Genomic DNA, 14,569 nt, shown 5'->3' on the forward strand with positions numbered 1-14,569 from the left:
ACCTAAAAATAGCTCGCGACTCTGGTGATATCGGTAAGCGCAAAAGTAAGTGGGAGTATTCCCGTTGGTTAGTAAATTTTTAGCATTTATCGGGCCCTTAGCAGCGTTCGTTGTTTGACTAAATCTTCTCGCTTTACGAATGTGATGGGCACAAACTCATCGGTTGGGGAGCCAATATAATAAAGCGTCCAGTCCTGGTCATAGTCGGCCAGTAATTGGCGAATGCATTCCACCCGGTCGAAGGTTGGAACCCGGCAATCACCCCAGTAAAATAGTTCGACCCGGTAGTGCAGCGCCTGCTTCTGACCGTTGATGGTCACGTCGATTTCGATGTCCTGTTTGCCAGGCAGCGAAGAGATGGGAATGGCGATGTATGACATAGTTTTAGGACAAGAATAAGTGATTGACAGTATTGATTTTAACTCATACTCCCATAATCGCCCAAATGTTATACCAGTAAGAGTAAGTGTCTGATAAGTAATTTGTTATGTAAATAAAAAGAACGCACAATGTCCGATTTCGGACATTATGCGTTCAGTAGCGGACAGGAAAATTCGTATAGAAAAATGGACGTTTTGAGTAGAGAGGTGCCCCAATGGCTTCCAGCCGTTACGTCAGCTTCGCCTTGAAAAAATCAATTGTACGCTGCCAGGCCAATTCGGCCGCGGCTTTATCATAACGGGGCGTTGTATCGTTATGAAAGCCGTGATTGGCATTCGGGTAAATGTAAGCCGTGTATTCTTTATTGTTCTTTTTTAGAGCCTCTTCGTAGGCTGGCCAACCTGCGTTGACGCCTTTATCCAGTTCACCATACTGTAACAGTAGGGGAGATTTTATTTTAGGAACATCCTCGGCTGCTGGCTGACCGCCATAAAATGGCACAGCGGCTGCTAAATCCGGAATGCGTACAGCCATCATATTGGCAATCCACCCACCGAAGCAAAAACCAACAACGCCAATTTTTCCATTGCAATCTTTATCCTTTTTCAGATAGTCGAAGGCAGCAATAAAATCCTCTAACATTTCATTTCTGTCCCGTTTGCTCTGGAGGGCGCGCCCTTCATCATCAGTACCCGGATAACCACCTAGCGGGGTTAATGCGTCGGGGGCAATGGAAACGAATCCTGCCAGAGCAGCTCTCCGGGCCACATCGGCAATGTGCGGATTTAAGCCCCGATTTTCATGAACGACGATGATGCCGCCGAGTTTCTTGGTCGTACCCTTCGGCTTCGATAATAAAGCTTTGATCGTACCGCCACCTTTGGGCGACGAATAATTGATATAGTCGGATTCCAGACGAGGATCGTCGGCTTTTATTTGGATCGCTCCCTGGTAATCAGGCATCAGGAAACTCATCAGCGAGGCTACAGTAATACCACCCACCGCATAGATTGACAGTTTTTGTACAAAGTCGCGCCGATCAATGCGGTTGTGGGCATAATCATCATAGAGGTCAAATACCTCTTGTTTGATGTCTTCTTTATGGATATTGTTGGTTGCCATACGTATGTAGTTGACGTTAAGAAATTTGTTTTCCCGGTATCTTCATAGATATGGTCCGGGCCACTTTATCACAAGGGCGATTTAGTGGCTACTAACTTTAAATCCAGCAAAAAAGTATCATCAATGATTTTGTCAGCTGCTGTGCCAATGATGGCAGCCCGGTACTTAATATCGTAGTCAATCCGATTGACCGTCAGTTTAGCCGTTGCCTGCGCTACATTTCCGGTGAGGGTTACGGTTGCCGGAAACGTCTGTGGCTTGGTCGTATTTTTAATGGTTAGTTCGCCATTAATGGTATAATTGGGTTCGCCAGCTTTGGCCCCGTCAATCGGTTTCACACTGGTAATTTTAAAGGTCGAGGTAGGGAATTTTTCCACAGCAAAAAAATCATCCGACCGCAGGTGATTGACCAGTCTTTCATTAAACGGATTGGCTTCCCCCTTATCAATGTCGCGCATGGTAGTCATATCGGCCACGAAGGTGCCACCAGTAAGTTTAGTGCCGTCCACAAGGAATTGACCCTTGGCTATTTTTACCAGACCATTATGCTCTCCGGTAACTTTTTTTGAGTTCCAACTGATTGTGCTTTGGGCGGGATCAACCGTGTAGGTAGTGGCTTTGGCCAGAGTGTGCTGAATGGCAGATTTTGGAGGAACTTCGGTAGTATGATTGTCGAGTAACAGACTGCCGGTCAGAAATAGGGGAATAAGCGTAGCACTGATCAATAGGCTATTTTGCATGGATGTATAAACGATTAAAGTAAGGGATTTTGGTTTGTGCAACTGATTGATTATCAGTTTTAGATTCGTTAGTTGCCAAAGATGGTTAATTTCTATTGATCACGTTCAATACGAAAAAAAATATACCTGAATGCCTGATTTTTACGTCCAGATCGCCCATTTCTCCTGTTGAATGATAGATGTTCGAACGGTTCTGAACCTTTTAACGCCTTACAATCACAATCTACTGGTTCCACAACTCATAGGCTTATAAGCAAGATTAGAGGGCTTACTGGCAGGGGTTGATACAAACTGATGGTACAGCTTACAAAGCAGTCTGTCTATAATAAATCAATCCGTTCGGGGCGGCCGTACATTGGTGAAGATGCAGCTTCACTTCTCAAGGAACTTTGAACAGAATCGTTTTGTGGACTAGTGAAATTCCCCTTGATTTTTCCTGATTTCAACTTAATTGTTCAGCCCAGTCAGCTATTGGTCTGTTTATAAGTTGATAAAATCGGGGCTCATAAGCCTCATTAGGGCAGTTTTTCACTATCGTAGAGTTGAGCGACTTCGGTTTCAGATAATCCCCGATTGTAAATTCGGATATCATCGAGTTTGCCTTTAAAAAACTCATCCAGTCTCCAGGGACCACACCCTATCAGCAGATTGCCTGGTGAGGTCGTATAGTTGCCCAGATAACTCCCTGTACTGGATAAGCTCCCATCTACATAAACGCACATTTTCTGGCCAACTTTAGTGAAAACCACGTGCTTCCAGGCGTTTACTGGTATGGGCAGAGCAGTAAAGTAATCGTTGGACGTTGCAGGTATATTGGGTGGGTGCGTGCGAATCACGTATTGCCCTTGTGGGTTATTGTAGATTATAAACCCCTGTGTATTACCGTATTTGGCCATTGAAATGCTGGCGATTCGAGGACCATCTAGTGAACTAGTGCCATACTCACTGATATTGATCCACATTGAGTAGGTGAAATCAAGGGTATTTAAGTCAGATTGATCTTGGATTTCGATTAGATCGTTGATGCCATCAAAGCTAAAAGCCCTTGCGGCATTTCCAAACCGGTCCGTAGTCAGGCTTGGTCCAGAGACGTAGCCCCAATGACCATTTCCACTTTCATCAATGGCGTTGCCATTAAAAGGATAGTAGGCAACCAAACCAATACCAGGTGCTTGAGCAATCGCATTGAGGGATATAAAAATTAGTATTCCTGACAGGTAAAGTAGGCGTAAAAATGTCTGCATGGATAGAATTGAAAAAACAGTTAATGCGCTGGTTAAGCTTTAATATACACTCTTAAGAACTGCGTGATTTTTAAAAGCGAAAATACATAGCTAACCCTATTTCTAATGATCCTTGGGAGTAAGAACTGAAATAAATGAGTTCGTGCCTGACTAGATCAACTCATTTTAGATTCTATTAATTAAGGGATTTTATTCAAAATCAGCTATATACATGAACTGGAGACAACTAATAGATTTTCTAGCTTGACTAATTTGCCATCTGCTAAATACAATCTCTAACACACGAAATAGGCTTGATTTTCCGATCAAGCCTATTTCGTTGATGCACCCTTGCCGTTAACTGCGTAGCAAGTGCTTACTGGGTTGCGTTGTTAGCGGGCCAAATAACCGCCGTCGATGTTGTAATAAGAACCTGTAACAAATGAAGCCTTGTCGGAACTTAGCCATAGAACCAGTTCGGCAACTTCGGCGGACTCTCCTAAACGGCCGATTGGGTGTAAAGCGATCAGCGCATCTCTTGAAGCCTGATCCATTGAGCTTTCGACCAGTGGGGTTTTTATAAAGCCTGGACCAACGGCATTGATACGAACGCCTTTGGCAGCGTATTCAACGGCTGCCGCTTCGGTTAACCCAATAACACCGTGTTTGGCGGCCACATACGCTGATGAATTGGCAAAACCAACTTTGCCCAATATAGAGGCCATATTAACGATAGTACCACCGCCCGATTGGAGAATGGCCGGTAGTTGGTGCCGCATACCGTAAAACACACCCGAAAGGTTTATCTGAATAACTCTGTCCCAACCATCCAGTGGGTATTCGCCTGTTGGAACGGTTGGCCCGCCAACGCCAGCGTTGTTGCAGGCAATATGTAAGGCGCCATATTTATCAAGGGTTTGTTGTACCAACGATTCGTTTTCCGCTGGGCTGCTGGTATCCGCCTTCACAAAAAAGGCTTCACCGCCCGCCGAAATGATTTCTGCAACTGTTTCGTTGCCACCTTTTTCGACAATATCACTAACAACAACGTTGGCACCTTCGGCCGCATATTTTAACGCTACTTGTTTGCCTATGCCGGAACCAGCTCCAGTTACCAGGGCAACTTTACCATTTAAGAGAGACATGATTACTACTGTTTAGTTGGTAGTAGAACGCCTAAAACGATAAAATGGCTTCTGGAAGTAGTGTTACTATTGGCACCAGTAGTAGCACTATCTGGAAATGAAGGAAGAAGTTGCTCAAGGGTTTTCCTGCCGAAAACGCTCGGGAGAGTAGCCGGTCTGTTTTTTGAAAAAGCGGCTGAAATAGGATTGTTCCCGGAATCCAAGCTCTATAGCGATTTCTTTGAGTGATTTAACACTATGGCTAATCTCGCGTTTGGCCTCAATAAGGGTGTAATTGTAAATAAGCTGGCTAACGGAGAGGTCCAGCTTTTCTTTCACTATTTGGTTGAGTCGCTTGGCGGTCAGGCCAATCTGGTCGGCATAGAAGCTGACGAACTTCTGCGTTTTATAATGGCTACCGATGAGTTCAAATAATTTACGAACGCGCTCGTCCTGATAGGCCGCCGTTGTTTCGGACGTATGACTCAGCCGTTGAATGTGGGCCAGAAAAGCGTTTGTGTATAGGTGAAGCAGTCGGTTTCCCTGTTGCAGTTTGCTCTCCAGTTGCATTAGCTCAAACAGATACGCCAGTGGTTCAATCTGTTCGTTGGTTAGGCTAATCCCTGCGTTCGTAAACGGGGCAAATAAAAAACGAAGATCATCGTCTTCAATGCTATCAAAAAACCGTTTCGAAAAGATAATCGAACGGGCGTTCGGTGCGTCTCCCGGAAGTGAGTGGACCTGATTTCGGGCAATCAAATACACCATATCTTTTTTGATCGGGTATGGCTCAAAGTCGATATAATGTAGTCCTGCATCTTCCAGAAACCAGATTATGGCAAAAAAATCGATCCGGTGACTGATGCCAAATTCGCCCAGCTTAATGCCATCGGTATAGGACGCATAAAAGTCCGTTTGGGGCAGATGATGAACCGGTATATCAGCGGAAACTTTCAACTTGGAGCGGGAAATTGATGCCACCAAGTTAACAGATTATGGCTTTTTTTTGTCATCCCTCCTTTGTCGGGATGACAAAAAAACATTAGTTAGTTTTAGCTCATAGGACTATTGACGGGCTAAACCGAAGCCAATCAATTAGGCAACATAACCGCCCGCTCGTCCATCGCTTTGGTAATCTGATTAACCAGGGTCGTAATGCGGGAAGCGGTCTTGCGATCACACTCGTTCGAGAGAATTACAACGCCCATCTTCAGTTCAGGATAATTGACGCATAGGCTGCTATAACCGGGAATGTTGCCGTCCTGCCAGATAGCCCGATAACCGGACGCTTTCAGCATTTGCCAGTTCAACCCAGACGAATATCGGTCGACATCTCCCCAGGTTGGTCGGTGGGTTAACTTAGCCGCTTCTGTCTCTTCGGCCACATTCCATTGGATGTAGTTCAGCATATCGGCTACGGTCGATTTCAGTGAACCGGCACCCTGGAGTTGATCCGGAACGGGTGGCATCTGAAGCCCATCACAATTGTATCCTTTCGCAAAATCAGCTTCTTCGGCTGGCGTCAGCTCAATTTTGGTATCGCTCATGCCCAGTGGCTGAGTTAGTTTCAGACGCACAAGTTCTTCGAACGATTGGTTATAAACGCGCTCTAAAATATAGCCCAGCAACTGAGCCCCTGCATTCGAATATTTAAACATATTGCCCGGCATAGCATCTAGCTTCACCTTATGCAGATCGTCGTAGAAGTCGGCTCGGGTATAATGCTGGAGAAGTTCGGTGGCAATAGCGGAGGAGGGTATGGCGGTATTGGCAAACGCATCGGGAACATCGGGCAGCAGAAACGGCAAACCCGATCGGTGATTCAGCAAATGAAAGAGCCGGATGGGCTGGCCGTTATATTCCAGATTAGGATAACTTCCTGTCAGATATTTACGGATATCATCCCCCAGTTTTACCCGTTTTTCCACAACGGCCTGGGCTAATAAGGCACCCGTAAACGTCTTGCTAATGGAGGCAATTGGGTAAATCGTTTGGGCGGTTGGAAGCTGCTGTTTGCCTTTATCAACCGTACCATAATTGTACACATACGTTTTGCCATCCTTCAAAATACCCACGGAGAGACCAACGGCTTCGGGCGCTGTCATGAATTGCTGAGCAGCTTGCTCAACAATAGTATCGACCGAATTTTTCAGCGGGTTATCTGTCGACGCCTTTATCGGAAGCGTGACCAGTGCGGTGTAACGCTTCGGGTAAATAAGCTCCGATGGAAAGAGTAGAAGAGCAGAGATGAGCCAGGCATTCATGGGGGCGTCTGGTTTTAGAGGCTTGCTGTTTGCAGTAAAGATGCAGTTTCTCGCAGGTGGGTTGCGTGGAGGGCACAAACAATCTCAGGTTGTTTGAATTTTTATCGCTTGATGGTCAAACAAACGTCGGATCGCCGAGGTGGCCGGAGACTGTTTGTGCCTTTGTTACTTCCCGGTAGGCTCACCAACTTTTTTGAGATAGTCGATGGCATTCGTGTTCTGCGGATTCAAAGCCAGGGAGTGCTTATAATTCTCGATGGCCAGCTTGCGGTTGCCGATTCGGTCGTAGGTTTCGGCCAGACTGTCGTAGGTATTCCAGCCTTTGGGATAGAGGCTGACGTTCAGTTTGAAAATCTCAAGAGCTTCCGGTAGTTTGTTCTGACCCGCCAGCGAATACCCCCAGTTATTGACATAATTTTCGTTGAGATAAAGCTCTGGATGTTTTTTCTGGACATCCTTGACCACGCTGATAATCTGTGCATAGCCTCGCTTTTTTAGCTCAGCATTTAGCATCGTCAGGGCAACTGGTTTGCCATAAAAGGCTTCCATAATTTTCTTAGACAATTCGCCGAGTTGGTACTGAGTTGACTGATCGGCGTCATTGGCGAGCAGCACGAGCCCTACTTTTTGATCAGGATAGAGGTCGCAATAACTCGCAAATCCGAACGTACCGCCTGAGTGCTCAACTTGCCGCTTGCTATCGATGGTTTTATGAAGAAACCAGTTTAGCCCAAAAGCCTGACTGCCAGGATCACCCCAGGTTACTCGGTGGGTTAGCTGCACCGTTTTGTTACGTTCGTCCAGTTGATAGGCTGCGTATTTCAGCAGATCAGTGGCGCTGTAGCGAAGGCCACCAGCGGCTTGCATCGCTTTCATGGTGAAGGCAGGCATTGGGCTTCCTTTTCCATCGTAGCCTTTAGCAAACAGGTCGGAAGGAGTCGGTCCAAACGTAGTATGCATCTGGAGAGGCTCTTCCACTTGTTTTCGGATTAGCTCCTCGTAGGGCATCTGGTAGATTTTTTCCAGAATATACCCCACCAGTTGAGCCGCCACATTGCAATGACGTGGATTCTGGCCGGGAGCTGCCTTGAGCTTTACTGCGTGCAGATCGTTAAAGAAATCCTGCTTTGTATAGTGGCTTAACTCGTTCACAATCCGAAACGGAACCGAATCCGGGTCAACCTGTTTGAAACGATCTGGCTGATCGGGGAAGTTATCGGGCAGTTCGGATGTCCAGTTGGTCAGATTGACTAATCGAATCGGTTTGCCTTCGTAGGCCAGATTCGGATAGTCTCCGTCGAGGTATTGGCGAATGTCATCATCAAGTTTCACACGCTTTTCGAGTACAGCTTTCGCCAGCAACAGACTTCCGAATGTTTTGGTGATTGAGCCAATCTCGTAAATCGTATGTTGCGTCGGGACTAGATTTTTCCCTTTCTCCGTAGTCCCGAAATTGTAGAACGACGTCTTCCCGTTTCGAATAATTCCGATCGATAAGCCTACGTGTGTTTTCTCCTGAACAAACGCCGTTCCCAATTGCTGAATGGCCGTTTCTGGAGTGGCTTTGGATTGCTGAGTCTGGCCAAATGTCAGCTCGGTGAGTAGCGAAAAAAAACAGAGGAGGAAACTGAATTGCAGGATACGCATGATAGTCTGATTGAAAACCTATAAGGTCTTTGAGACCTTATAGGTTTAGAGGATGCTTACTTCGCTTTGCGGATATAAATACTCCCGTTCATGTTTTTCATCATGACTTCGGGGCCACCGCCGTTGATTTTGCCGTATACCCAATCCTCAATTTTTACCTGGTACATACCCGACTGATTGGTACGGTTCACTTTGGGCTGGCTTTTATCAACGTCGATATCGAAATCGCTGTAAATATCGCCCCGGTCAGATTTGAGTTTGCTGTTGGCTTTTACATTGCCTGGGAAGGTAACATCGACATTGCCGTTCAGGGTAGAAAACGCCATCGGGGTGTCTGAATCGATGGCCTTGAAGGTGGCAATTACGTTGCCGTTTACCGTGTTGGCTACCGCTGAACCCGAGACGTTGGTCATGTGGATATAGCCATTTACGTTATTGACTTCCAGATTGCCACTCACATTTTCAATCTCAATCGTACCATTGTTGATGGTGCTCACTTTCATCGAGAAGCGCTGTGGTACTTTGATCGTCAGATCAATGGTTTGCCGTGTCGTGTTGGCGTTTACCTTGATCGTGTTGTTCTTCTCTTCAGCGCTCACATCGAGGGGTAAGCCTGTCGCAATCCGTTTCATGCCGTTGGCTGTCCGGTCGGAGCGGTCATTATCATCGTCGTCTCGTCGGCCTCGTTTCGGGCTAGCCACAATGTCGATCACAACATCTTTGCCACTGTAGCCGATTACGTGAATGGAACCGTTAATGAGTCCTACACGCAAATTGCCGGGTTTAGATGGGTCGCTTAAGGGGACAACTAACTGCTCTTTTACCTCACTCTGAGCGGCTACGGGACGAGCCAGGCTTAGAAGGAGAATAAATAATGAATAATGGATAATGGATAATGGGCTGAAAGTGTCACGCATTTTACATTGTTCATTATTCATTGTCCATTTATTTAATCGTGTCATCGTTTTCATCAGGATTGTTTTTTAATGTAAATGTTGCCGTTAAATGTTTCAAACTTGAAGGTCTTGCCGCCACTGCCAATACGAATGGCAATGTTTTTGTTGAGTTTGTAGACCGTTCCGCCGTCGCTTTGCTGGGTTGTTTTAATCGCTTGCACGGGCAAAACTTCGGTGTTGGGGAAATCGGTGTAGAACTTGCCCTGGAAAGTCTTGTATTGTAAGTCTGCCGATAAGTTGGCTGGATAACTCACATTGATATTTCCGTTGAGGGTATAATAAGACGAGTTTTCGGGTGGATTCGCCACATAGTCGACATCGAGGTTTCCGTTGATCGTGTGGGCGTCTGTTGTGCCTTTTACGTTCGTGAGGGTGATGGCCCCATTTACGTTACGCGCTTTGAGCGTTCCACTTACATCTTTGACCGTCACATTCCCGTGGTTAACGGTCGACACAACCAGATTCAGGTGATTCGGGACTTTTACGGTAAAGTTGAGGTTGAAATCATACTCAATATCTCGGTCGTTGTTGTTCCAATTGTTCCGGTTTCGGCTACGTCGAGGGCGTGAATCGAACGGTTCTGCGATGTAAGCAACAATGCTGTCGCCCTGTTGACCAAACTGAAGCTGAAATTCTTTTTTGCCGATCTCCAGTTCTGCGTCGGTTTTCGCCGTGATAGATTTATCGACCTCAATCACAACTTTGTCGCCCGAATAACCTTCAACTTTAATAAAGCCATTGATGTTGTAGATGGCCAGTGCCGCTGTTGGTGCCTTCGAGACTGTGAATTCTTTGCTAACGTGCTCTTTAAATTCCTGAGCAGTTGCTGGCGATTGGGCACAAGAGAGCACCAACCCCGCCAGTACGGGGATCATAAATAGTTTCATGTAGATATAAAGTGAAAAGAGTGAAAGAGATAAAGAGTGAAAGAGCGAACAGGTGAAAGGGAACTTGAAATGTACAAGGCAACACTCTTTCACTCTTTATCTCTTTCGCTCTTTGCTTTAGGATAAATCCCGGATACTTTGTTCAATTTTACCTTTTACTAAGTGATTTAGGTTGTCGTCCCGAAGCAGTTGTCGGAGGGGCTTCACGGATCGTTTCTCCTGTAATTTCACCATCACATCGGCCAGCGCTGACTGAACTAAGGGTGATTCCTGTTGGGTGATCGATTGTACCAGACCTTCCCGCACTCTGGCATTATTGGCCAGTTTGGCGAGGGCTTCCAGCGTCACCAAGCGCACATTCACATTATCGTCGTTGTTGAGGGTTGTCAATAAGGCCTCCACAACTTTTCCATCCACCTGATTGATGTCTTCCGTATAGCTCACCGCCCGAAGTCGCTCAGAAGCCGACGGATTTTCCAGCAACGAGAGCATCATCATCTGGCGCATTTCCTGCACCTGCGTCGATAGCGTATCAATCTGTTGCTTATACGCTACGGTTGGCGAGTTGGCGTGATTTAACCAGTAACCACCTGCCAGCCCAACACTTAACAGAACCAAACTATAAGCCAAACGCAACGTGTATTGAGGAGCCCAAAGCTGTCGCAGTTTCGTTAGTAACTGGTTAAATGGGTTTTCCTGTTCTGTTGTAACGGTTTCCTTATACGTATCCAGCATGGCCTGAAACCGAACCCGTGCCATTGGACTCGGTTCTGGTGTAGGCAAATTCCCCATAAGTTGCCAAAGCTGCCGGGTCGAATCGGCCTCGGCCTGGCAGGCTGGGCACTGCGCCAGATGTGCTTCCAGGCTTACCCGCTCAGCGTCCGGCAATTGGTTGCTGAGCCAGTCGGTTAGCTGGTTTGTCGTCTGTTCACAGTTTATAGGCAGTTTTTCCATTCTCAATCGTCAGATAAATTTTCTTTAACTCGTTCATTGCCCGGTGTACCCGTACTTTTATCGCTCCCTCTGTCGTATTCAGTACCCGTGCAATTTCCTCGTACTTCAATTCCTGAAACCGGCTCAGTACCAATACTTCCCGATTCTCGGCACTTAACTTCGCCATCGCCCGATGCAGCATATCCAGTTCCTGCTCTTTCTGCACCGACTCATCGGCGGTTGGTCCACCGCCAATCTTTTCGGCTACATCAGCCAGATCGTAGCTATGGTTCGAACGCTTGTTCTGTTTACTATAATCGGCCAGTACGTTTCGGGCCAGATGATACATCCAACTTCTAAACTCGCCATCGCCGGTGAACGTGTGTCGGTACTTGAGCATTCGGTAGAACACCGTTTGTACCATATCCTCGCTGGCTTCGCGCTGATTGGTCATGTGGAAAAGGAAGCCGAGTAAGGGACGATTGTACCGCTCGAAGAGCAGCCCCATCGTGTCCATATTGCCTGCCTTTACCTGCAGCATCAGCGCGTTGTCTGTTAGAGAATTCAACCGAATTGACGTCGGGTTTAGTGTTATTTGGACTGGAAACTGTGGGAAGTTGGGAAGGTTACAGAAAAAAGTAATTTTTTTTCTGATGGCGCAAGTAGAGGGCTGTTTGTTCTTTATCAGCCCATGAGATTATGTAGAGACGCAATCCTTTGCGTCTCCTTATACGGATGGATTTGTTAGCCCTAAAATTGCTGACGCCTAAAGAGACGCAAAGGATTGCCGCACCGGCGGACCGGTCTCTACTCGCTTCGTAATGATTTCACCGGATTCATCAACGCGGCTTTTATGCTCTGCAGGCTCACCGTCAATAAGGCAATGCCGACAGCCAGCAAACCGGCGAGGGCAAACATCCACCATTCGATGTCGATTTTGTAAGCGAATGCCTGGAGCCAATTGTTCATAGCGTACCCGGCTATGGGCGATGCGATGAGGATAGCGACCGCAACTAGTTTCAGAAAATCGCCGGACAGTAGCGTAATGATACTGCCGACCGATGCGCCCAATACTTTACGAACGCCGATCTCTTTGGTGCGTTGCTCTGTTGCGTACGCGGCCAGACCAAACAAACCCAGACAGGCGATCAGAATAGCCAGACCCGAAGCCAAACTGAAAATAGAACTGTATTGCTGTTCGGTCTGATACTGTTTATTGTAGTGCTCGTCGACGAAATAATACTCGAACGGATTTCCGGGAAAGAGTTGCTTATAAAGTTTCTCCAGGTCGCCAATCTTCGCCTGCATGTTGTCCGTGGCCAATCGGATGGTGTAGTTCGAGCCGGGGTAGCCAGGGTAAATAATCAGAGGCTGAATGGCTTGTTGAAGTGACTGGTGATGGTAGTCATGAATAACGCCGATTACTTCCAGTTCGCTACCAAATTTTATTTTCTGCCCTACGGCCTCCTGGGCCGATGCGAAACCAAGTGATTTGACAGCCTTTTCATTAATCAGTACCCGATTGGCATCCGTTCCTTTGGCGCACATGTCAGGTGTGAAATTCTGTCCGGCAACCAGTTTGATGCCGTAGGTTGGCAGAAAACGATCATCGCTGTACGTGAATGCATACTCTTTCTTTTCATCACCGGGCACCGGATTTAATCGCGTAACGCCATCAGAATTAAAATTATACCAGCCGCCCGGTACACTTCCCGAATTACAATACTCATTAACATAAGGCAGACTGGCCAGTTCATTGCGGAATGTTGTTTTTCCGGCTCTTCGGGCAGAATCGGCTCCTACATCAGCACCTTTAATAACCAGCAACTGCTTGACGTTGATGCCTAAATCTTGAGACTGCATAAAGGCTAGTTGCCGATAAAGAACAACCGTGGCCACCATCAGCACTATGGAGATGGAGAATTGAAAAACAACGAGGGTCTGCCGTACCCGAACACCCTGTCCCGACCGAACAAATGCATTCTTCACAATGCTGATAACCGGAAAACGGGATAGGGCGAAAGCCGCATAGCTACCCGAGGCAATAGCACCTAACAGAACGGCCCCCGCTCCAACGATCCATAATGGACTCTGACTGATTGAGGTCAGTGATAAATTTTTGTCAATTAACTCGTTGAATGGACTTTGGAATAAGGCAATTAACAGGATAGCCAATCCCAGACCCAGTACATTCAGTAGTAACGATTCGCCAAGAAATTGCCCGATGATTTGGCCCCGATTAGCGCCAACTACTTTACGCACACCTACTTCTTTAGCCCGTTTTAGCGCCCCGGCTGTCGACAGGTTGATGTAGTTAAGCCAGGCAATAACCAGAATCAGAAAGGCAATACCGCCAAGCATATACACAAAACCAACTTTACCGCTGGTTGGGCGGGCGTCGCTCAGGCCATCTCCCAGGTGTATGTAGGTGAGGGGTTGTAACTGCGTGATTTCTGCCGTTTTAGGTCGCGCCTTCGAAATCAATTGATTCGCTTTGGCTTCGAACGCAACCGGGTCGGCTTGTGGGTCGAGCAGGATCATTGTTTGGGAAAAAGAGCCTTCCCAGCGGTCTAATCGGACCCAGTCGTTCCCGTTTCGATTGGCTTCATTGTCGAGTGTGCTGAGCGAATAGACGATGTCGAACTGCAAATCGGAATTGGCCGGAACGTCGGCAAAAACACCCACAATCGTATAGGGTAATTTGCCAAACTGACTATTCAGCGTCAGTATTTTGCCAATTGGATTTTCGGCACCAAAATAGGCTTTGGCCTTGGTCTGGGAAATAGCGACTGTGTTTGGCTGGTATAGCGAGGACGAACCCGCCACCAGAGGAAAGGAGAAAATACGGAAGAAATCGCCATCGGCACTTAGTGAGTTCGTCTCCCGGAAAGACCGTACTGCCTGTGCGCTTCCTGTTTCGGGCACCGTAACCACACCCTGTTGAACAGAGGCAATCCGGCAAGCGGCCTTCACTTCGCTAAATTGCTTTTTCAGCGCTGTTGCTATGGCCGATGGCACGTAATCATCGGATTTGCCATCTGGATGTTGTAACAGAATGCGGTAGGTATTGGCCAGATTCTGATGAAACTGATTGTAGCTTTTTTCGAAACTGATGTATTCCAGAATCAGAACGAAAGCCGCAATACCGAGGGCCAGACCCGCAATGTTGATGAGCGAAAACACGCGGTTTTTGCTCAGATTACGAAACGCGATTTTCAGGTAGTTGAGAAGCATAAAAGTTAAGATGTAAGAGTAACTGGCGTGGGCATTTACCTGTGCCTTTTTATATAGT

Annotated in this window: 13 protein-coding genes; all 13 read right to left on the reverse strand. The window is 46.9% G+C overall.

All coding sequences use genetic code 11. From position 1 onward, the window contains the following. Positions 1–86 precede the first annotated feature (86 nt). Complete coding sequence (locus tag H3H32_RS35410) at positions 87–380, reverse strand: hypothetical protein (RefSeq protein ID WP_157587750.1); 294 nt, start codon at positions 378–380, stop codon at positions 87–89. A gap of 229 nt (positions 381–609) precedes the next feature. Next, a complete protein-coding gene (locus H3H32_RS35415) occupies positions 610–1,503 on the reverse strand; it encodes a dienelactone hydrolase family protein (RefSeq protein WP_182460396.1) in 894 nt (297 codons plus the stop codon). Positions 1,504–1,571: 68 nt separating this feature from the next. After that, a complete protein-coding gene (locus tag H3H32_RS35420; RefSeq protein ID WP_182460397.1) occupies positions 1,572–2,243 on the reverse strand; it encodes a YceI family protein in 672 nt (223 codons plus the stop codon). 515 nt (positions 2,244–2,758) lie between these two features. Further along, the gene (locus tag H3H32_RS35425) at positions 2,759–3,487 is read right to left on the reverse strand and encodes a LamG domain-containing protein (RefSeq protein ID WP_182460398.1); all 729 of its coding nucleotides are present in this window, start codon (positions 3,485–3,487) and stop codon (positions 2,759–2,761) included. Positions 3,488–3,858: 371 nt separating this feature from the next. Further along, the gene (locus tag H3H32_RS35430; protein WP_182460399.1) at positions 3,859–4,611 is read right to left on the reverse strand and encodes an SDR family NAD(P)-dependent oxidoreductase; all 753 of its coding nucleotides are present in this window, start codon (positions 4,609–4,611) and stop codon (positions 3,859–3,861) included. A 114-nt stretch (positions 4,612–4,725) separates the two neighbouring features. Beyond that, positions 4,726–5,571, reverse strand: coding sequence for a helix-turn-helix domain-containing protein (locus tag H3H32_RS35435; protein ID WP_182460400.1), 846 nt, complete (start codon positions 5,569–5,571; stop codon positions 4,726–4,728). Positions 5,572–5,681: 110 nt separating this feature from the next. Next, positions 5,682–6,854 (reverse strand): serine hydrolase domain-containing protein, encoded by a 1,173-nt coding sequence (locus tag H3H32_RS35440; RefSeq protein ID WP_182460401.1) that lies wholly within the window; start codon positions 6,852–6,854, stop codon positions 5,682–5,684. 165 nt (positions 6,855–7,019) lie between these two features. Continuing rightward, on the reverse strand, positions 7,020–8,501 hold the full coding sequence (locus H3H32_RS35445) for a serine hydrolase (protein WP_182460402.1): 1,482 nt from the start codon (positions 8,499–8,501) through the stop codon (positions 7,020–7,022). Between the two features lie 56 nt (positions 8,502–8,557). Beyond that, complete coding sequence (locus tag H3H32_RS35450; protein ID WP_182460403.1) at positions 8,558–9,418, reverse strand: DUF4097 family beta strand repeat-containing protein; 861 nt, start codon at positions 9,416–9,418, stop codon at positions 8,558–8,560. 53 nt (positions 9,419–9,471) lie between these two features. After that, positions 9,472–10,344: a DUF4097 family beta strand repeat-containing protein gene (locus tag H3H32_RS35455; RefSeq protein WP_182460404.1), complete on the reverse strand. Its 873-nt coding sequence runs from the start codon at positions 10,342–10,344 to the stop codon at positions 9,472–9,474. A 117-nt stretch (positions 10,345–10,461) separates the two neighbouring features. After that, positions 10,462–11,298, reverse strand: coding sequence for a HEAT repeat domain-containing protein (locus H3H32_RS35460; protein ID WP_182460405.1), 837 nt, complete (start codon positions 11,296–11,298; stop codon positions 10,462–10,464). Continuing rightward, complete coding sequence (locus H3H32_RS35465; protein WP_182464582.1) at positions 11,273–11,818, reverse strand: RNA polymerase sigma factor; 546 nt, start codon at positions 11,816–11,818, stop codon at positions 11,273–11,275. Before H3H32_RS35465 ends, H3H32_RS35460 begins: the two co-directional genes overlap by 26 nt. 266 nt (positions 11,819–12,084) lie before the next feature. Next, positions 12,085–14,511 (reverse strand): ABC transporter permease, encoded by a 2,427-nt coding sequence (locus tag H3H32_RS35470; protein ID WP_182460406.1) that lies wholly within the window; start codon positions 14,509–14,511, stop codon positions 12,085–12,087. Positions 14,512–14,569 lie beyond the last annotated feature (58 nt).

This window comes from Spirosoma foliorum, assembly GCF_014117325.1.
GTDB classification, from domain to species: domain Bacteria; phylum Bacteroidota; class Bacteroidia; order Cytophagales; family Spirosomataceae; genus Spirosoma; species Spirosoma foliorum.

Excerpts from the sequence above, each read along its gene's own strand:
- H3H32_RS35410 (WP_157587750.1), bottom strand. The coding sequence starts at position 380 with ATGTCATACATCGCCATTCCCATCTCTTCGCTGCCTGGCAAACAGGAC.
- H3H32_RS35440 (WP_182460401.1), bottom strand. The coding sequence starts at position 6,854 with ATGAATGCCTGGCTCATCTCTGCTCTTCTACTCTTTCCATCGGAGCTT.
- H3H32_RS35455 (WP_182460404.1), bottom strand. The coding sequence starts at position 10,344 with ATGAAACTATTTATGATCCCCGTACTGGCGGGGTTGGTGCTCTCTTGT.
- H3H32_RS35450 (WP_182460403.1), bottom strand. The coding sequence starts at position 9,418 with ATGCGTGACACTTTCAGCCCATTATCCATTATCCATTATTCATTATTT.
- H3H32_RS35425 (WP_182460398.1), bottom strand. The coding sequence starts at position 3,487 with ATGCAGACATTTTTACGCCTACTTTACCTGTCAGGAATACTAATTTTT.
- H3H32_RS35465 (WP_182464582.1), bottom strand. The coding sequence starts at position 11,818 with ATGCTGCAGGTAAAGGCAGGCAATATGGACACGATGGGGCTGCTCTTC.
- H3H32_RS35470 (WP_182460406.1), bottom strand. The coding sequence starts at position 14,511 with ATGCTTCTCAACTACCTGAAAATCGCGTTTCGTAATCTGAGCAAAAAC.
- H3H32_RS35430 (WP_182460399.1), bottom strand. The coding sequence starts at position 4,611 with ATGTCTCTCTTAAATGGTAAAGTTGCCCTGGTAACTGGAGCTGGTTCC.
- H3H32_RS35460 (WP_182460405.1), bottom strand. The coding sequence starts at position 11,298 with ATGGAAAAACTGCCTATAAACTGTGAACAGACGACAAACCAGCTAACC.
- H3H32_RS35420 (WP_182460397.1), bottom strand. The coding sequence starts at position 2,243 with ATGCAAAATAGCCTATTGATCAGTGCTACGCTTATTCCCCTATTTCTG.
- H3H32_RS35415 (WP_182460396.1), bottom strand. The coding sequence starts at position 1,503 with ATGGCAACCAACAATATCCATAAAGAAGACATCAAACAAGAGGTATTT.
- H3H32_RS35445 (WP_182460402.1), bottom strand. The coding sequence starts at position 8,501 with ATGCGTATCCTGCAATTCAGTTTCCTCCTCTGTTTTTTTTCGCTACTC.